At 57.3% G+C, this 19,157-nt stretch carries 18 protein-coding genes; 14 read left to right on the top strand and 4 right to left on the bottom strand.

The genetic code is table 11. The features are described from left to right. Window positions 1–195 precede the first annotated feature (195 nt). From recQ to NH398_RS09945, 3 genes are all read right to left on the bottom strand, one after another. Complete coding sequence (gene recQ, locus NH398_RS09955) at window positions 196–1,995, bottom strand: DNA helicase RecQ (protein ID WP_253018296.1); 1,800 nt, start codon at window positions 1,993–1,995, stop codon at window positions 196–198. Between the two features lie 93 nt (window positions 1,996–2,088). Beyond that, window positions 2,089–2,607, bottom strand: coding sequence for a hypothetical protein (locus NH398_RS09950; RefSeq protein WP_253018294.1), 519 nt, complete (start codon window positions 2,605–2,607; stop codon window positions 2,089–2,091). Between the two features lie 128 nt (window positions 2,608–2,735). Then, window positions 2,736–4,154 (bottom strand): sigma 54-interacting transcriptional regulator, encoded by a 1,419-nt coding sequence (locus tag NH398_RS09945; RefSeq protein ID WP_253018292.1) that lies wholly within the window; start codon window positions 4,152–4,154, stop codon window positions 2,736–2,738. A gap of 253 nt (window positions 4,155–4,407) precedes the next feature. On the opposite strand from NH398_RS09945, the gene speB reads away from it, so the two are divergent. From speB to NH398_RS09925, 4 genes are all read left to right on the top strand, one after another. Beyond that, window positions 4,408–5,358 (top strand): agmatinase, encoded by a 951-nt coding sequence (speB, locus tag NH398_RS09940; protein ID WP_253018290.1) that lies wholly within the window; start codon window positions 4,408–4,410, stop codon window positions 5,356–5,358. Window positions 5,359–5,492: 134 nt separating this feature from the next. Then, window positions 5,493–6,875, top strand: a complete 1,383-nt coding sequence (locus tag NH398_RS09935) for a YjiH family protein (protein WP_253018288.1) — start codon at window positions 5,493–5,495, stop codon at window positions 6,873–6,875. A 10-nt stretch (window positions 6,876–6,885) separates the two neighbouring features. Then, window positions 6,886–8,514 (top strand): 5-guanidino-2-oxopentanoate decarboxylase, encoded by a 1,629-nt coding sequence (locus tag NH398_RS09930; RefSeq protein ID WP_253018286.1) that lies wholly within the window; start codon window positions 6,886–6,888, stop codon window positions 8,512–8,514. 9 nt (window positions 8,515–8,523) lie between these two features. Further along, complete coding sequence (locus NH398_RS09925; RefSeq protein ID WP_253018284.1) at window positions 8,524–9,969, top strand: aldehyde dehydrogenase family protein; 1,446 nt, start codon at window positions 8,524–8,526, stop codon at window positions 9,967–9,969. Between the two features lie 67 nt (window positions 9,970–10,036). On the opposite strand, the gene NH398_RS09920 is transcribed toward NH398_RS09925, so the two are convergent. After that, window positions 10,037–10,978, bottom strand: a complete 942-nt coding sequence (locus NH398_RS09920; RefSeq protein WP_253018282.1) for an exopolyphosphatase — start codon at window positions 10,976–10,978, stop codon at window positions 10,037–10,039. Window positions 10,979–11,410: 432 nt separating this feature from the next. On the opposite strand from NH398_RS09920, the gene NH398_RS09915 reads away from it, so the two are divergent. The 10 genes from NH398_RS09915 to NH398_RS09870 all read left to right on the top strand — a co-directional run bounded on the left by NH398_RS09915 (window position 11,411) and on the right by NH398_RS09870 (window position 19,128). Then, window positions 11,411–11,707, top strand: coding sequence for a hypothetical protein (locus NH398_RS09915; protein WP_054641241.1), 297 nt, complete (start codon window positions 11,411–11,413; stop codon window positions 11,705–11,707). Window positions 11,708–11,898: 191 nt separating this feature from the next. After that, window positions 11,899–13,005, top strand: a complete 1,107-nt coding sequence (locus NH398_RS09910; RefSeq protein WP_253018280.1) for a heparan-alpha-glucosaminide N-acetyltransferase domain-containing protein — start codon at window positions 11,899–11,901, stop codon at window positions 13,003–13,005. Between the two features lie 56 nt (window positions 13,006–13,061). Then, window positions 13,062–14,147, top strand: coding sequence for a serine hydrolase (locus NH398_RS09905; RefSeq protein ID WP_253018780.1), 1,086 nt, complete (start codon window positions 13,062–13,064; stop codon window positions 14,145–14,147). A gap of 55 nt (window positions 14,148–14,202) precedes the next feature. Next, on the top strand, window positions 14,203–14,481 hold the full coding sequence (locus tag NH398_RS09900) for a peptidylprolyl isomerase (protein ID WP_016915098.1): 279 nt from the start codon (window positions 14,203–14,205) through the stop codon (window positions 14,479–14,481). 101 nt (window positions 14,482–14,582) lie between these two features. After that, entirely contained in the window at window positions 14,583–15,518 is a 936-nt protein-coding gene (locus tag NH398_RS09895; protein WP_253018278.1) for an ABC transporter ATP-binding protein, read from the top strand. Then, the gene (locus NH398_RS09890) at window positions 15,515–16,276 is read left to right on the top strand and encodes an ABC transporter permease (protein ID WP_253018276.1); all 762 of its coding nucleotides are present in this window, start codon (window positions 15,515–15,517) and stop codon (window positions 16,274–16,276) included. Before NH398_RS09895 ends, NH398_RS09890 begins: the two co-directional genes overlap by 4 nt. 46 nt (window positions 16,277–16,322) lie before the next feature. Next, complete coding sequence (locus tag NH398_RS09885) at window positions 16,323–17,336, top strand: nucleoid-associated protein (RefSeq protein ID WP_253018274.1); 1,014 nt, start codon at window positions 16,323–16,325, stop codon at window positions 17,334–17,336. Between the two features lie 73 nt (window positions 17,337–17,409). Continuing rightward, window positions 17,410–17,910, top strand: coding sequence for a TerB family tellurite resistance protein (locus tag NH398_RS09880; protein WP_253018272.1), 501 nt, complete (start codon window positions 17,410–17,412; stop codon window positions 17,908–17,910). Beyond that, window positions 17,907–18,500 carry an exopolysaccharide biosynthesis protein gene (locus NH398_RS09875; protein WP_253018260.1) on the top strand — a complete coding sequence of 198 codons (594 nt, stop codon included), beginning with the start codon at window positions 17,907–17,909 and terminating at the stop codon, window positions 18,498–18,500. The genes NH398_RS09880 and NH398_RS09875 overlap by 4 nt, the downstream gene beginning before the upstream one ends. Before the next feature lie 58 nt (window positions 18,501–18,558). After that, complete coding sequence (locus NH398_RS09870) at window positions 18,559–19,128, top strand: YqhA family protein (RefSeq protein WP_159343269.1); 570 nt, start codon at window positions 18,559–18,561, stop codon at window positions 19,126–19,128. Window positions 19,129–19,157: the final 29 nt, after the last annotated feature.

Genomic DNA, 19,157 nt, shown 5'->3' with positions numbered 1-19,157 from the left:
AAAGCCACCGTAACACGAGCTGTCATCCACTCAATGCAAGGTATGACTCATACCCCGAGACTCACTGTCAGTGACATGAGTCTAATTGCTAGGCAATATTTATTATTTCACCGAAGTTAGCTTTTTTCAATGAATTTTATAACAACCCTTGTGATCCCTAATATCTTACATTGGTAATAGTCAGCTATCTGGTTTCTATTTCTCAATAGGAAAAATTACACGCAGGATCCCCTCGCCATAATCCGCCAGCTTGCGTGCGCCGATGCCCGAGATGGTGCCCAGCGCCTGCAGCGTTTGCGGCTTTTGCTCTACCAGCTCAGCCAGGGTGGCGTCGTTGAAAATCACGTAGGCGGGTACGCCCTGGGCGTCGGCAAGCGCCTTGCGATGCTGGCGCAGTGCTTCCCACAGGGCGCCGTGGCCCTTGACGGCAGACGCCCCTTTGGCACCGCGCCGCGCGGGCTTGCTGGGTTTGCGCAGGGTGAGACTCTGCTCGCCGCGCAGTATGGGCTTGGCGTTGGCGGTGAGCTTGATACCGCCATGGCCCTCCATATCCACGCTCAAATAGCCGCTGGCGATTAGCTGGCGAAAGAGCGCTTTCCACTCGCTGGCGGTGAGCTCTTTGCCAATGCCGAACGTACTCAAGCTGTCGTGACCGAAGCGGCTGATACGTTCGTTACGCTTGCCCAGCAGCACATCCACCAGATACGTCACGCCGAAGCGCTGTTCGGTGCGGTAAACACACGACAGCGCCTTCTGCGCGGCGACGGTGGCCTCCCAGGTGTCAGGTGGAGTGAGGCAGTTATCGCAGTTGCCGCAGGGTTCGTCTAATGAATCGCCAAAGTAGTGAAGCAGCGCCTGACGGCGGCAGCTAATGATCTCGCAGAGCCCTAGCATGGCGTCGAGCTTTTGCTGCTCGATGCGCTTTTGTTGGTCGGCGGCACCGGAATCCTGCTGCATCTGGCGCAGAGTGATCACGTCCTGAAGCCCGTAGGCCATCCAGGCATCGGCGGGCAGCCCGTCGCGTCCGGCGCGGCCGGTTTCCTGATAGTAGGCTTCGATGCTTTTGGGCAGGTTGAGGTGTGCCACAAAGCGCACGTCGGGTTTGTCGATGCCCATGCCAAAAGCGATGGTGGCGACGATCACCACGCCGTCTTCGCGCAGAAAGCGGGTTTGGTGCTGCTGGCGCTGCTCGGCGGGCAGCCCGGCGTGGTAGGGCAGCGCGGTCAACCCCTGGCGTGCCAGCCAAGCGGCGGTCTCCTCCACCTTGCGCCGTGAGAGGCAGTAGACGATGCCCGCCTCGCCGTCGTGATGCTCACGGATGAAACTCAGCAGCTGCTCTTTGGCATTGCCCTGATTTTCAGCGATATGGTAGCGAATGTTGGGCCGATCGAAGCCGTTGTTGTAGAGCGCGGCTTCTTGAAGCTGCAGATGCTCCATGATGTCGTGCCGGGTAGGCACATCGGCGGTGGCGGTGAGCGCGATGCGCGGCACGTTAGGAAAGCGCTGGTGCAGGTGGGAGAGCTGGCGATACTCGGGGCGGAAATCGTGCCCCCATTGGGAAACGCAGTGGGCTTCATCGATGGCGAACAGCGCAATGCGCGTTTGCTCCAGCAGCATCTGCATGCGTGCCGTTGCCAGCCGCTCGGGCGCGACGTAGAGAAGATCCAGCTCGCCCTCGCGCAGGCGGTTTTCCACATCCATCGCCTCATGCATCTCGAGGCTGGAGTTCAGGTAGGCGGCGCGCACCCCGTTCTGAATCAGCGCGGCCACCTGATCTTGCATCAGCGCGATGAGCGGCGAGACCACAATCGCGGTGCCTTCACGTAGCAGCGCAGGGATCTGATAGCACAGCGATTTACCGCCGCCAGTGGGCATCAGCACCAGCGCATCGCCTCCCGCCATCACATGCTCAATGATGGCCTGCTGCGGGCCACGAAAGTGGTCGTAGCCAAAGACCTCCTGCAGTACCTTGAGGGCTGCCGAGTCGCCGTGCATCGCTGCTCTCCTTGTCGTGTGCGTGAAGGAGAATTGTCGCACGAAAACTCACGTGAGTTTGGCTAGCGAAGGCCTGTGATCGTCATCACCAACTCAATGTTGGAACGAACCCACCCTTGGCGGTCGGGGAATTCGTCGATCAGTGGCGGAAAGCGCAAAGGCCAACAGCGTATCTTGGCGGGCTCCCTGCGCATCAAAGAGCTGAGCAAGCGCAGGTGCCCACGTAAGCTTGCACGTTTGGTTGTCGATAGGCTGATGACCGTTCAAACGAACGCGCACCACATGAGGTCCAACGGCCACATGCGCCATCGTATCGTCCTCCCAACGCTCGGTGCGGAGCACTTTAGCGGGCATGCCCGTTGCCGATACTGGGTGTAATTCAATAGCGCCGGGGCGCAAGCCTAGATACCCACCGGCGGCCTCTTTGGGCGCGACGGGAAGGGAGGAGGTTTCACCCTCAATCACCGCGCCGTGTTCGCCCTCTATCAGAGGTAGAAAGTTCATGGCCATACTGCTGGTAGCGTTAGCAGCATCTACGCTGTCAGTCTGGTCGCTAAGTGTGCCTTCCTGCACGATGTTTCCCTGCTGCATCAAGATGACATGATCTCTCATGCTCAAGGCCTCTGTCTGGTCGTGAGTGGCGTTCGTCGACGCCTTTTAGCGTCGTATAGTGGGATCATGTGATGGCGATGTTGCGGTTGAATGACGTTTATATGGCAGGTGGGTGATGCACCGAGGCGTTAGCGGCGGATTTTAATGCCATAACGCTGTAACCGACGCACCACGCTGGACTGGCTGATACCCAGCCGTTTGGCGATGGCGTAGGTGCTAGGCAACGTGTGACACAACGTTTGTAGCGCGTCCCGCTCCAGCCGTTCTAGATACTCTTTCAAGCTTTCGCCTGGGGCGAGCGGTGCCGCTAAAGGTGAGGCAGATACATTCGCCAAGCTGTGGGTATGCTGTTCGGTATAGGCTTGCGTTGTAGGCACTTCAATTTGATCGGTGGGGCTTGAAAGCCAGGCTCTTTCCAGCCAGTTTTCCAGCTCCCTGACATTACCCGGCCAGTCGCTGCCCATGAGCGTCGACCAGACTTGATTGCCGAGAATTTTCTGCCGTCCATAGCGCTGGTTCAGCCGTTGTAAGCACGCTTCCACTAAGTCGGGAATATCCTCACGTCGTTCGCGCAAAGGTGGCAGGGTGACGGGAATGACGTTGAGGCGGTAATAAAGATCCAGGCGGAAAAGCCCCGCTTCTACCTGCTTGCCCAAATCCTGATTGGTCGCGACCACCAAACGGAAATCGACCCGACGGGAACGTGTATCACCCAGGCGGGTCAAGCTGCCATCCTGAATGACCTTGAGCAGTTTGGTTTGCATTAACAGCGGCAGCTCGCCGATTTCATCCAGAAACAGCGTACCGCCTTCGGCCTGCTCTAACAGCCCCGCTTTGCCTTGCCGGGCTGCACCGCTGAAGGCGCCGGGCTGATAGCCAAACATTTCGGACTCAAACAGATTTTCCGGGATTGCCGCGCAGTTCACCTCAATAAAGGGGCCGTCGCAGCGCTGGCTCCAGCGGTGAAGCTGTTTGGCAAACGCGGTCTTGCCGACGCCAGATTCGCCGAGCATCAGGACGTTGGCATCCGACGGCGCAACACGCTTGAGCAGTAGGGCAATTTCGCGCATCACATGGCTTCTGACCTGTAGGTTATCCAGCGCGTCATCCAGCGCTTGCTCTTCTGCATCAGGCGCGGCTTGGCTGCGCTTTAAGTGCTCGCTAAAGCGTTTTTGCAGCAGGGCATACTCATCTTGCAGTAGCTGCAAATCGGTTAAATCCCGTGAGCGGCTGATAATGCGCTCTAGCGTGCCGTTGACGAACACCGGGTAGGCTTCTGCGATGACGCGGCGGCCCGTGCCGGTGATCTGCATCAACTGGGCAGGCTGGCGGGTGCGCATCACTTCCATGGTAATGGAAGGTTTCAAAACACCGGCCGCCTGCAATTGCTGAACACTGCTTGAAAGAAGCTCTTCTCGCGATACGCCGTACACCGCCTCAGCACCGGGGCTAATATCCAAGATCTGTCCATCGCCACTGACAATGAAGAAGTGGTCGTTGGCGGTTTCTATGATGGTTTGCAGTACACGCCTGTCGATTTCGCTCATACGTCCTCCTTATCTACCGCAGCCGCTTTTATATCGTTGGATGAACAGAGTGATGCAAAGGTGACTCATTGAGTCACTATTGCATCATTTAATTGGTTGATTGATTCATTTTTGCATCGATAAGCCGGTAAACCTACCTATTTATCGGCGCGGGTGACTTGGCATGGTCTGTGCAGTACCTGTGTATGAGCTAGATAAATCGCTAAAGCGCTAGGCCCGTCAGGCTGGCCATAATAAATCCAAGGAGAAAATGATGTCGGACTTTAATCAGCCGCTGGGCGGCAACACCATGCCGCGCTTTGCGGGGCCTGCCACCATGATGCGCCTGCCCACGCAAGAGAGTGCCGAAGGGCTGGATGCGGCTTTTATCGGTATACCCATGGATATCGGTACGTCGAACCGCCCGGGTACGCGCCTAGGGCCACGCCAGATTCGCGATGAGTCGCGCATGTTGCGCCCTTACAACATGGCGACAGGCGCTGCGCCGTTCGAGCGTCTTCAGGTAGCCGATATTGGCGATGTGCCCATCAACACCTTTCACCTGCCGAAAAGCGTCGACATCATCACTGCCTTCTATGACGACGTGCTCAAGCACGACTGCATTCCGTTAACCCTGGGCGGCGAGCATACGCTGACGCTACCCATTCTGCGTGCCATGGCGAAAAAGCATGGTCCGGTGGGGTTGATTCATATCGATGCCCACGCGGATGTGAACGAGCACATGTTTGGCGAACCCATCGCGCACGGCACGCCGTTCCGTCGTGCCCAGGAGGAAGGGTTACTCGCCCATAACAAGGTCGTGCAAATTGGCCTGCGCGGGACTGGTTATGCCCCTGAAGATTTCGACTGGTGCCGCGAGCAGGGCTTCCGTGTGGTGCAGGCTGAGGAGTGCTGGCACCGCTCGCTGGCGCCATTGATGGCGGAAGTGCGCGAACAAATGGGCGATATCCCCGTGTATATCAGCTTTGATATCGATGGCTTAGACCCCTCCGTTGCCCCCGGTACCGGCACCGTGGAAATGGGCGGCCTAACCTCTGCCCAAGGCTTGGAAATTGTGCGGGGCACCGCTGGCTTGAACATCGTCGGTGGTGACTTAGTAGAGGTATCACCGCCTTATGACCCCAGCGGTAATACGGCGCTGATGGGGGCCACGCTGCTGTATGAAATGCTCTGCGTACTGCCGGGCGTTAAGCATAACGCCTAAACCTAGCACACACGTGTTCATAAAAAGCGCCGACCTAACAAGGCGCAGATGACAAAACATAAGAAGGGGAGCCGCGCTTCCCTTCAGGACGCCGCCAGCCCACCTCCAATAATCACATCCAATAGGTGAACCGTATGTCTTATTCTCAAGCGAAGTCGGAAGAACCCACTTCGTCCTCATTGATCCCCCGAGCACATCTTCTAAAGTTTTTGCTGCCTTCGCTGATGGGCGTACTGCTTTTTCTAATGCCGTTTCAAGTCGGTGATTCGATCAATATCGGCATGGGGTTAATGGCCGATGGCCTGCAGTCGCTTTTGGGCGCTGCACTGCCCGCGATTGCCCTGTGTGTGCTGTGTCTATCCGTCATCGTGACGCTCTATGTGAAGCTCGCAAAGCCTGGTTGGGCACAGCAAGGCCACTTCAAAGACATGTTCGACGTGGGGGTTATTTGGGTAGCGCTGCGGGTACTCGGTGCGATCTTCGTCATCATGACGTTTTTCCAGTTCGGTCCCGAAGTCATCACAGCGTCTTACACGGGCGGAGTGATGCTTAATGATCTGGCACCCGTGCTACTGACGTTCTTTTTCTTTGCCGCGCTGCTACTGCCTTTTCTGGTCGAGTTCGGTTTTATGGAGTTTATTGGCACCATGGTGCGTAAGCCGTTCCGGGTCATCTTTAACCTGCCAGGGCGCAGCGCGATTGATGCCACTGCGTCATGGATGGGCTCCGGTACGGTAGGCGTTTTGATTACCGCACAGCAGTACGAGCAGGGCTACTATAACGGCCGTGAGGCTTCGGTGATCGCGACTAACTTCTCCGTTGCTTCCATCGCTTTCAGCTTGCTGGTAACAAACTTTGTCGAGATCAACCACCTCTTCGTACAGTTCTATTTCACGGTAGTGGTTTCTGGATTGATGGCAGCTGTCATCGTCTCGCGGATTCCGCCGCTGTCGCGTAAATCCGATGACTATTACGAGCCTGTCGGCTGCCAGTTAAGCGAAGAGCGCACCGAAAACGTGGGCCTGTTCCGCTACAGCCTGCTGCAGGCAACCCGCCGCGCGGCTGGCGCACCAGGGCCAAAAGAGCTGGCCCGGTTGGCGCTGCTTAACGTTATTGATATCTTCCTGACGCTGCTGCCGCTGGTGTTTGCGATTGGCACCGTAGCGCTGATTTTGGCCGAGTTCACGCCGCTGTTTACCTGGCTCTCCTACCCCATGGTGCCAGTGCTGGAGCTGCTGCGTATTCCCGAAGCCCAGGCGGCCGCCCCTGCCACACTCGTCGGCTTTGCCGACATGTTCTTGCCAGCGGTGCTGGCCACCAACATTGAAAGCGAGCTGACCCGCTTCGTGATTGCCTGCCTCTCCATGACGCAGCTGGTCTATATGTCGGAGATTGGTGCACTGCTGCTCAAGTCGAAGATTCCCATCAAGTTCTGGGAGCTGGCCGTGGTATTCCTGCTGCGTACCGCGATTACGCTGCCGATCATCGCCTTTATGGCCCACACGTTTTTCTTCTAAGGGGCTATGCATGAACGAATCAACGACAATGACCTGCGCCGACCTGTTGATCCACCTGCTGCGCGATACCTACGGCGTACGCGCGCTGTTCGGCATTCCCGGTGTGCACACGGTGGAGCTGTACCGTGGCCTGGAAGGCAGTGAGGTAGCGCACATCACTCCGCGCCATGAGCAGGGGGCGGGGTTTATGGCCGATGGCTATGCCCGTGCCAGCGGTCAGCCAGGTGTGTGTTTAATTATCACCGGGCCGGGGATGACCAATATTGCCACCGCCATGGGCCAAGCCCTGGCGGACTCCATCCCCATGCTGGTGATCTCCAGCGTTAATCGCCGCGATACCTTGGGCTTAGGCCAGGGGCGATTGCACGAACTGCCCAGCCAGCAACAGATGATTAGCGGCGTGGCGCGCTTTAGCCACACGTTGCTGGATGCCAGCACGCTACCCGAGGTGTTGGCCCGTGCCTTTGCCGTTTTCAACGGCGCGCGCCCAGGCCCGGTGCATATTGAAATCCCCATTGATCTGTTCAATGCGCCCGTCAGCGTGCCGACTAGCTGGCAAGCGCCCACGCTATACCGCGCGGCTCCCGACCCGGAAGGGCTGGCCGAGGCGGCTCGGCTACTCAAGGCGGCGAAGCTGCCTCTGGTGCTGTTGGGCGGTGGCTGTGTCTCAGCGCCTGACGCCGCACGAGCACTGGTAGAGCAGTTGGATGCCCCCACGGTGACAACCATCAACGCCAAGGGGCTGCTGGGTCGTGATCACCCGCTGGACCTAGGAGCCAATGCTGCTCTGCCCGCCGTGAGGGCACTAGCCGCTAAGGCGGATGTGATTCTGGCGGTAGGGACCGAGTTGGGTGAAACCGACTATGACGTCGTCTTTGACGACGGTTTTCACCTCAACGGCGCGCTGATTCGTATCGACGTTGATCCTGAGCAGCTGGTGCGCAACCAGCGCACCACGCTTGGCTTGGTGGGCGATGCCGGGCGCAGTTTGGAGCTTCTGCTAACGCATTTTTCTGAGCCGCTGAAGCGTCAGGGCGGCGAACAGACCGCCACTGCTCTGAACGCTTTAGATTTGGCCAACGATCCCGCGTTTAGCGATTTCGTTCCGTTCTATAAAACGCTGGCCGACCACTTACCTGACGCCATTCTAGTGGGCGACTCCACCGCCCCGGTGTACGCCGGAAACCACCTCGTCAGCCAGCCTGCGCCTCGCCGCTATTTCAATGCATCCACCGGTTACGGCACCTTGGGTTATGGGCTGCCTGCGGCATTAGGGGCGCAGCTAGCCCGGCCAGATCTACCCGTAGTAGCGCTGGTGGGAGACGGCGGGGTGATGTTTACGCTCTCGGAACTTGCCACCGCCGTGGAAGCCCGCCTGCCCGTGGTCATCGTGCTATGGCACAACGCGGGCTACGAAGAGATTCGCCGCTATATGGATGCCAACGGCGTGGCCCGCCTAGGTGTGGATATTCAAGCACCTAACTTCCTGACTCTGGCCGAAGGTTTCGGCTGCCCCGGCATGCTGGTAGAGAGCCCAGCTGAGCTTTCCCAGGCACTCGCCAACCGCGTTCCCACCGGGCCGCTACTGATCGAAATTGACGCCGCTGCCTGGCAGCGCGCGTGCTCACTTTCTGACTAGGGTATTCCCATGCAGACACTCAATCATCAGTTCATCAACAACCATTGGGTTGCATCGAAGGGCACCCGTTTGCTCGATGTGATGAATCCTTACCGCGAAGAGCGTATCGCACAGGTCACTGGTGGAGATGCGGCAGATGTGGATGCTGCTGTTAAAGCTGCCCAGCAGGCTCAACCTGAATGGCAGGCGTTGGGTGGGGCCGAACGTGCCAACTACCTCGATGGATTTGCTGATGCACTTGAGTCTCGCCGAGAGGCATTGATCACACTGTCGGCCACCAATAACGGTAAGCCACTGGTGGAAGCAGGTATTGACCTAGACGATGCAATTGCCTGCTACCGCTACTACGCCAAGCAGGCCAAAGCGCTGGATGCCCGGCAAGGGGAGCGGGTCAGTGTCGACATGGAAGGCGTTGAAGCGCGGACGTATCATGACCCGGTTGGGGTAGTGGGATTGATTGCGCCATGGAACTTCCCCTTAGTGACCAGTGCTTGGAAGCTGGCACCTGCCCTAGCGGCGGGCTGCACTGCGGTATTTAAACCTTCAGAAGTGACGCCGCTGCCTGAACAAGTGCTGGCGGAGATCGCGCTGGAAGTCGGCTTGCCTGCAGGCGTGCTAAATCTGCTCAATGGTGACGGCGAGGGCATCGGTGCGCCGCTGACTAACCACCCTGGCGTGGATAAAATCTCCTTTACTGGCAGTAACCGCGTTGGCGAAGCGGTGATGCAGGCTGCCAGCGCCCGTACTGCGAGTGTGTCGCTGGAGCTGGGCGGTAAATCACCCATTTTAGTGATGGAAGATGCGGACCCCGCCCAAGCCGCTGATTGGGTAATGGCGGGTATTTACTTCAACGCCGGTCAGATCTGCTCTGCTACCTCGCGTCTGTTGGTTCACGAAGACATAGCCGAAGCGCTTTACGCTGCGCTTGCCGAACGCATGGATGCGCTGACGCTAGGCGACCCGCTAGCCGAAGGCACCGATTTAGGCCCACTTACCAGCGTTAAGCAGCGCGATGCAGTACAGCGCTACCTGGATATTGCCGATCAGGAAGGGCTCACGGTGGTACGCGATGGGCAACACCGCACGCTGCCCGCCCAAGGCTACTTCCTAGCGCCCACGCTTTACCGCGATGTGCCGGTAGAGAGCCGTTTGTGGAAAGAAGAGATCTTCGGCCCCGTACTTTGTGGTCGTAGCGTGGCAAGCGAAGCCGCAGCGATTCAGCTTGCCAATGACAGTGATTATGGCCTCGCCGCGACGGTGATCAGCGGCGACCCGGAGCGGGCCAAGCGCATTGGCCGTCAGTTGAAGGCAGGCAGTATTTGGTACAACAGCGAGCAGCTCGTGCTACCCGAAACTGCCTGGGGTGGCTTCAAGCGCAGCGGTATCGGGCGTGAGTTAGGCCCTTGGGGGCTGAGTGCGTACTTGGAAGTGAAGCATGTGGTTGGCGCTGAGTAGCCTGCGTTAACTAAGTAGAGTGGCCGCCAGTAGCGGCCACTCTACTTATGACAGATAAGTACCCGTTTTACCCATCCGCATTAATCTTCTCAACAATCTCCGCCAACGCGCTCTCCGCCTGATCATTATCAACTTGGCAGGTGCCCGCATTTAGGTGGCCGCCGCCACCGTAGCTTAAGCACAGCTCGCCTACGTTGGTGTTGCTGGAGCGGTTCAGGATCGATTTACCAATCGCCAGCACGGTGTTCTGCTGCTTGAGCCCCCACATCACGTGAATCGAGATGTTGCAGTCGGGGTACATGGCGTAGATCACGAAGCGGTTGGTGGCGTAGATGGTCTCTTCGTTGCGTAGATCCAGTACTACCACATTGCCGTGCACGGTTGCGCAGCGCTCGATTTGCTCCTTTGCTAACTGCTCATGCTCACGGTAAAGCGTGGTGCGCTCGTGCACATCGTCAAGGGCGAGGATTTCATCGATGGTGTGCTCGCGGCAGTAGTCGATCAGCTTCATCATCAGCTGATAGTTGGAGATGCGGAAGTCGCGGAAGCGGCCCAGGCCGGTGCGGGCGTCCATAATGAAGTTGAGCAGTACCCAGCCCTGCGGGTTGAGAATTTCGTCTTTGTTGAACTGGGCAGAGTCGCCCTTATCGACGGCTTCCATCATATCGTCCCAGCGTGCGGGGAAGGCCTCGTGGCCGCCGTAGTACTCCCACACTACGCGGGCAGCGGAAGGGGCGTCTGCATTGATGATGTGGTTGTCGGCACGCTCCACGTTGCGCACGGTTTCGCTTAGGTGGTGGTCGAACGCTAAGTGGCAGCCGGGCACATAGGGCAGGTTGGTGGTGATGTCGTTGGCATCAATATCAATTTTGCCATCCTGCATGTCCTTCGGGTGAACGAAGGTGATGTCGTCAATAAGGCCTAAGTGCTTGAGCAGGGCACCGCATACCAAACCATCAAAATCGCTGCGGGTAACTAAACGAAACGTGGATGCTTGTTGGGTAGACATTTATTTTCTCGATACGGTGAACGGTGACCAAAAGATACCAGCAGTTATGTTGGGTTAAAATAAGCCTTTCTAGCCTTGCAACCTTTCTCACCAACGCTTTCGCCCTATGTACCTATTTATTATGCCAAGTTAGCCGCGGTGCGGGGTGGCATGAATCGCTGGGGCTCATGTGCCAAACGTAAACAAGATTTTGCTAATTAAAAATCGCAATTCATCTTGTTTCTGTTAATGGGGTTTTTATTAAGTGATTGAAAAATAGTGTTTATATTTATTTTTGGCATGCCCTGGTATGGCGTCTGCAATAGTTGGGTAAGAGCGAAAGGTTAGGATGACTCGCCGCTCTTATCGATCGTGAATCTATCGTGAAGACATAACGTTGTTAAATGTTTAACGCTGAATTGAACGAAAGAGTTGCCATTAGGAGGCACGACCATGAAAAAGGAAGCTCTCAAGAAGTTAGGTATCCTGGGTGTATCATTTGGTCTGGTAGCGAGCCCGCTCGCGTTTGCGATGGAAGAGCCTGAAGAGCAGCCCGCAACGCCGCAAGAAGAGACCATGCAGGATGATCAAGGCACCTACAACTCCTACGACACCGAGCAGGAGCAGGGGTCGACTACTGAAGGCGTGACCACCGAGTACGAAGAGGAAGAGCAAGAATTTACTTACGAAGAGGAGGAGGAAGAGCAAGAGCAGTGGGAAACGGAAAAGGATGACACATCCGGCCAGTAAACCCATTTTAGCAAAAGGAAGTCCTTCCCCTCACGCTCACGGATGAGCAGCACAGTGCCCCGCCCATTGCGGGGCACTGTTGTGTTGGATGAGTGGCAACGTTTAATAAAGCGCAATAGCACACTAGGTGAATAGGCTATGGTAAAAGCAATGTTTCCCTAACACGAACACCCTACAAGGACGTTGTTAACGTGTTTACCTGGCAAGAAGTGCCACGCCTGCCCCGTGCGGAAGGGCGTATAGATGCGATGGATCTCGCCCGTGGTATAGCGATTGGGCTGATGATTCTCAGCCATACGGTGAGTGGGCTGATTGGAATACGCAACGTCCCCGATTGGGGCATGGTGCCCGTCCATTTTCTCACTAAGTTCTCTTCTTCCCTGTTCATCCTGGTCTTTGGGATTGCGCTAGCCGTGGCCTTTTTAGCGTCTACCCAAACAGAGGCGTGGCCAAAACGGCGGCTAAAACTATGGGTGCGCGCGGTTGAAGTGTGGTTTTGGTACAAGGCGTTGACGGTCGTCGAGATGCTGCCGTATTACGCCCCAGGCGATATTGTTGATGCGCTGCTTTATCAGCGCTTTGCGATTTGGGTAGAAATTCTCGGTTTTTACGCTATTGCCCTGCTGTGGGTGCCGCTGGTACTACCACTATGGGCACGTACACCGCTATGGGGTCGGTGTGCACTTATTATTAGTTTAACTGCGCTCTCCGCTTGGCTGCAGGGGCTGAGCTTTGGCGGGAACGACACCTTAAAAGCCCTGCTGGTGGACCATGAAGACCATTACACCTGGGGCCAGCTCAGCCGTGCGCCGTTAATTTTGGCGGGCCTGCTGATCGGTGAAGCCTTGCTGCGCTGCTATTTTGATACGGCGCTGCGGCGAAAGCTGGTGCTGGCGCTGGTGGGTGTGGGGGCTGTTATGGTCGCCGCGTTCTATGGTTTGGCCTTTGCAGAAGGCGATGTTTCCGCTGCGATGCTGGCGGTGGCGAATAACGATGGCAAGCACCCGCCCGGGCTGAAATTCACGCTGTACAGCGTGGGCGGCGCGCTGGTTATTTTAGGCGCTGCACTCGCTGGTGGAGCTACGGCAGCCAAGGCGCTACGGCCATTAACCATAGTGGGTAGCGATGCGCTCAAAGCGTTTATTTTCCACATTGTGATGATTTTTCTGGTGCTGCGTTTTCTGCTGGAAGGCGAAGGCATGTACACCTATCCACAGGCGCTTGGCGTGGGTGGGATGTTAATTCTTGGGGCCGCGCTGTGGATTTGGCTAACGCGCTGGATCGCTCGTTACAAATAACCCGCCACCAGCAGCGGTAGGAGGTAAAGTTGCGACATCTTCAACGCTTTGCCGCGCTGCTATGCGCTTTATTGCCAGCCAGCACCGCGGTATTGGCAAGTACGAACTGGTACTACGAGGTCGATAAACAGAGCCCTTGGCAAGGCGATGTAGATGCGCGAATAAGCGCCATTGAAGAGGTGTTTGGCGGCGCGCTAGGTGTTTATGTTCAGAACCTTGCAACAGGCGAGGCGTACTCCTGGCAGGCAGACGACCCCTGGTATTTGGCCTCGCTGATTAAAGTGCCCGTAGCGGCTCAGGTGCTGGCTGAGCGCCAAGCGGGCACGCTCTCTCTGGATGAGCGCCTTACATTGGCACGCAGCGACTTTGTCGATGGCGCTGGGCCGGTCAACTGGCACGACCCCGGTACACCGATCTCGATTCGTTATTTGCTCGAGCAAATGATCACCGTCAGCGACAACACCGCCACGGATATGCTGATAGACCGTGTGGGCTTGGACGCCGTGAATGCCCGCGCCCGCCGCATGGTCGCCGCCAGTAACGGCCAGCCGGAGCACCTTGGCCACATCAGCAAGCTGGTGGAAGTGCGCCAGGGTGTATATGGCCAGTTACATCCCGAGGCTCGCCAACTGGGCGGGTTAGATTTTATCGCCCTGCGCCAACACCGTGTGAACCAGCGCCCTGCCGCCTTAGCGCGCACATTGGGCATGGGTGAAGGGAGCTTCGAACAGCCCGACTACGACCACGCCTTCGATGCCTACGAAGCCACTGGTGAAAACGTGGGCACGCTGCGCGCCTATGGCGACCTGCTGGCCAGCCTGCATCACGGTGGTATGGAGGATGTGAATGCCGAACAGCGCCAAACGCTGCTGGCGATCATGCAGCGAACTAAATCTGGCGAGCGGCGCTTGAAACAAGGCATGGGCAGCGAGTTCACCTTTGCGCACAAAACAGGCACGCAGCACCGGCGAAGCTGCGATGCCGGTATTGCATCGCGTGCCTCTCAAGCAGGTGACGCCGCCAATGGCCCCTGGGTCATCGTGGCGTGTACCCGTGGACCGCTCTCGGTGCAGGCCCATGAGCGTGCCCTGGCGAGTGTGGGCGAAGCGCTGCGTTATAGCGGTGCCTTGGGTCACGACTAGCAGCGAGCGTGATAAACTGGCCTACCGTATTGGGTTTTTTATTAAGGAGTTCGTTATGGCACGTGCCAGCGCCCGTCATATTTTGGTAAGCAGTGAAGAGCAGTGCAACGCACTGAAACAAGAGATCGAGAACGGCCGCGATTTCGCGGACGTAGCCAAGCAGCACTCCAGCTGCCCTTCTGGCCGTCAGGGCGGCGACCTGGGCAGCTTTGGCCCCGGCCAAATGGTGCCGGAATTCGACAAAGTCGTTTTCAGCGGTGAGCTCAACAAGGTTCACGGGCCGGTTCAAACTCAGTTTGGCTATCACTTGCTCGAAATCACCAGCCGCACTTAATACCTTTTAAAGGCCGTCATGCACCGCGGCAGCCATGTCGCGGTGCCATTGGCATCGCGCTGCGCCGGTTCTGCGCTGGCCCGCGATGTAAGGAGCACGCCTTGAACGACCCTATCATCACCATCGATGGCCTGAATAAAACCTACGAAGGTGGCTTTCAGGCGCTCACCCGCGTGGATTTAACCATCCAGCGCGGCGAAATTTTTGCACTGCTCGGCCCGAACGGGGCGGGTAAAACTACCTTGATCAGCTTGGTATGTGGCTTGGTCAATCCCAGCGAAGGCCATGTCATTGTCGACGGCTTCGACAGCGTGCGCGATTACCGCCAAGCCCGCGAGCGGATTGGTCTTGTGCCGCAAGAACTCACCAATGAAGCGTTCGAAACGGTCTGGAACACGGTGAGCTTTAGCCGTGGCCTGTTTGGCAAGTCCCCCAGCCCCGCCCATATCGAAAAAGTGCTCAAGTCACTCTCGCTGTGGGATAAACGCTACAACCGCCTGATGACCCTCTCCGGCGGTATGAAACGGCGGGTGCTGATTGCCAAGGCACTTTCCCATGAGCCACGCATTCTGTTTTTGGATGAGCCGACCGCCGGGGTGGACGTCGAGCTGCGGCGGGATATGTGGAACGTGGTGCGCGGGCTGCGGGACGATGGGGTGACGATCATTCTCACCACCCACTACATCGAAGAAGCCGAAGAGATGGCCGACCGCATAGGCGTCATCAATCGCGGCGAGATCGTGCTGGTGGAAGAGAAAGCCGCGCTAATGAAAAAGCTGGGCAGCAAGCAGCTCACTCTGCAGCTCCACAGCCCGCTGGCAGAATTGCCGCCTGCGCTGGCGCAGGAAGAACTCAGCTTGACCGCCGACGGCTATGAGCTTGTGTACACCTACGATGGCCGTCAGGAAGAGGAGGGGCGAGGGATCTCTACCCTGTTAACGCAGCTAGAGCAGGCGGGCATCAGCTTTAAAGATCTACACACCCGGCAGAGCTCGCTGGAAGATATCTTCGTGGACCTGGTGAAGGAGCGCTCATGAACCTCTATCCCGTTCGTGCGATTTATATGGCGGAGATGGCCCGCACTCGCCGCACGCTGCTACAGAGCGTTGTCTCACCGGTGATCTCTACCTCGCTCTACTTTGTGGTGTTTGGCGCGGCGATTGGCTCGCGGATTACCGAAATTGGCGGGGTGAGCTACGGTGCGTTTATCGTCCCTGGTTTGATTATGCTGATGCTGCTGACCCAGAGCGTCTCGAACGCCTCGTTTGGCATCTTTTTTCCCAAGTTCTCCGGCAGCATCTATGAGATTTTGTCGGCGCCGATCTCCTATTTGGAGATTGTCGTGGGCTACGTAGGCGCGGCGGCCTCGAAATCGATACTGCTAGGGCTGATCATTCTCGGTACGTCCAGCTTCTTTGTGCCGCTTGAGATCGCCCACCCGTTCTGGATGCTGACGTTTTTGGTACTGACCGCCGTCACCTTCAGCCTGCTGGGCTTTATCATCGGTATCTGGGCGGATGGCTTCGACAAGCTGCAGCTCGTGCCGCTGCTGGTGATTACCCCGCTCACGTTCCTGGGCGGCAGCTTCTACTCCATCGATATGCTGCCTCCGTTTTGGCAGAGCGTGACCCTGGCGAATCCGGTGGTGTATCTCGTCAGCGGTTTCCGCTGGAGCTTCTACGGCATTAGCGATGTCAGCTTAGGCGCTAGCGTGGCGATGATTTTGCTGTTTTTGGCGGCAAGCCTTGCCACCATTGGCTGGATTTTCCGCACCGGTTACCGCTTAAAGCCCTGATGCTGAAGTGACCTCTTCGACGTTTTTATAAAGGTAATGCCTGTTTATGCCGCTACTGCAAAGTACTGTCTACCGCCTTGAGCCATCCCTCGACGGCGAGCGCTTAAGTGTGACGGCTCCGCCTGCCGAGGCCGCTGCCGCCAGCGACGACACGGTGATGGCCAGCCTAGTGAATGCGCTAAACGATACCTACAACACCAAAGCGAAGGGCTGGGGGCGCTTTGCCGAGCAGGGCGAGCAGGCCGGGCCGCTGGTGGCGTGGCTCACGGCGTATCAAGCCGACGAGCAAACTTTTGCCCAACTGGCGAACGCGATGGCCGAGCGACTGGCCCAAACGCTGCAGGGGCAGCTCTCCGTTGGCGGTTACTTGGTCATTGCCCATCTACAACAGGGCGATACGGAAACGCTGCTGATGGCCCTCATTCACCAGCGGGAAGGTATCGGCTTTAACGACGCGCACCAAGCGGTGCCTGCCGCCCAACTGAACACGAGCCAACTCACCCTGGCAGCCCGCATCAACCTGACCCAGTGGCAGAGCGGTGGGGAAAGTGCCCAGTACGTCTCGTTTCTGAAAGATCGGGGCGGTAAAAAGCTCGCTGATGGCGTAGCGGCGCTGCTGGGCATGGAGGAGGGCATTGATGCCCCCGCCGAAACCCGCACGCTGCTGAAAGCCTTTAGCGACTACGTCGAAAAAGAGGACCTGGACGACGACGCCAGCCGGGAAAAAACCGATACTCTGGTTGATTACGCCAACGAGCAGCTGCGCCGCGGCGAACCTATGACGCTGGAAGAGCTCTCCGGGCTCGTGGATGAGAAGCAGCCCAAGGCGTTTTACGACCATATTCGCAACGCCGACTACGGCCTCTCGCCGGAAATTCCGCCGGATAAACGCACTATCAGCCAGTTTCGCCGCTTCACCGGGCGCTCTGGAGGCGTCTCGATCAGCTTTGATTCACACCTGCTGGGTTCCAGCATTGAGTATGACGAAACCCAGGATCGGTTGATCATCAAGCAAGTGCCCAAACAGCTCAAAGAGCAGCTTGCCAAGCGGAAAGAGTAAACGGTGAGGCCTAGGGCGGCACTCTTAAGGTGTCGTGTAGTCCTAGGTTAGCCACTGAGATGAGGAGACCGCCGTGCTGGATGCCATTCACTCTTTCTTCCAACAGGTGCTTTCCGCGCCTGAACAGCGTGATAACCAAACGCTCACCCTAGAGCTAGCGTCGGCAGCGCTGCTGTGTGAAGTGATGCGCGCCGATTACGACAACAGTGATGAAGAGCGCGCGGCGCTGAAGCACATGCTGATGGCGCGCTATCGGCTCAACGAGCAGGATGTCAGCGAGTTAATGGCACTGGCAGAGGCGGAGGTCGATGACGCGGTGGATCACTATCAGTTCGTCAGCCTGATCAAACAGCACTACGGCTACGAGCAGCGCTTGGAGCTGGTCAATTTAATGTGGCAGCTGGCTTGGGCCGACGGCTCGCTCGACCCTCTTGAAGAGCATCGGATTCGTCGGCTGGCTGATCTGCTGCATGTCAGCCATAGCGACTTTATTCGCAGCAAGCTTAACCAGTCACCGGAAGAACCCTCTTTCCATCACGATACCCACGGCAAAGGAGCGCCGAAACGCCCATGAGTAACACGCAGGATGCGACGAACTTAACCGAGCTGATCCACACCATGGAGCAGATGGAGCGGGAAAAAGAGCAGGTCAGCGTGGACGACGTGGTGCATGCGGTGGGGCGGCGCTCGTTTGGGCCGCTGCTGCTGTTGGCAGGCTTGATTACGCTGGCGCCGATTATTGGCGATATTCCCGGTATGCCAACGCTGATGGCTGCTCTGGTGCTACTGACGTCAGTGCAGCTCTTGATTGGCCGAGAAACGTTCTGGCTGCCTGGCTGGTTGCTGAACCGCTCCCTCTCCCGGCATAAGTTCGATAAAGCGCTACGCTACATGAAAAAGCCCGCTAAGTGGGTAGATAGCTTGTTGGGTGTGCGCTTGGCTTGGATGACCGGCTACATCGGCATCCGTGTCACCGCCTTCATTTGTCTGCTGGTCGCCTTGGCCATGCCGCCCATGGAGTTCATTCCTTTTAGCGCTAATGGTGCTGGGCTTGCGCTCACGCTGTTTGGATTGGGGCTGGTGGCTAGAGATGGCCTCATGCTAGCACTAGGGTTCTTGCTGACCGGCGTGACCTTCACGGTAGTAGTGATGAACCTCGTCTAATGCTTTACTAGGCACTCTCGCGATTGGTCTAAAAGCAAGAAGGAGCTATGTGCCTACGATGAGCCACTCACCCTCTCCCCATTCACCGCCGCCGCCCAAACCGCCTCACCAACAGTCCGTATGGGAGCGACGTGTCGAGGCGGCGCTGTGGAATTCCCGTTTTTTGGTCATGCTAGCGGTAGTGCCGAGCTTATTAGGCTCGCTGATGCTGTTTATCGTGGGCACGCTGGATATCTTCAAAGTGGTAGGCGATGTGCTGCACTACTACTTGGTGGATGACACCCGCAACATTCACGACACCTTGGTGCCCGATATCATTATTGCGGTGGATATCTATCTGATCGCCATTGTGCTGCTGATTTTTGGGCTAGGCGTGTATCGGCTGTTCGTTTCGCGCATCGACCAAGCTGAAGTGCGTTACCCCGCACACCCCTTCAACGTTGCCTCGCTGGATCAGTTGAAAGACAAAATCGCCCGTGTGGTGATTCTGGCCGTGATTATCGAGTTTTTCCGAGCCGTCGTGGATATTCGATTCGCGACACCCTTGGATGCGATCTACCTGGCACTCTCCGTTCTGGCGCTGGCCGCCGCGCTCTACTTGATGAGTTTGGCGCATAAAGGAGAGTAGTCATTAACAAATAGTTATTAACAAGTAGT

The sequence above is a fragment of the Halomonas sp. CnH100-B genome, from assembly GCF_024124605.1.
In the GTDB taxonomy this organism is placed as follows: Bacteria; Pseudomonadota; Gammaproteobacteria; order Pseudomonadales; family Halomonadaceae; genus Vreelandella.
The sequence above is the reverse complement of the archived record's forward strand: the minus strand, read 5'-3'. Positions and strand labels throughout refer to the sequence as shown.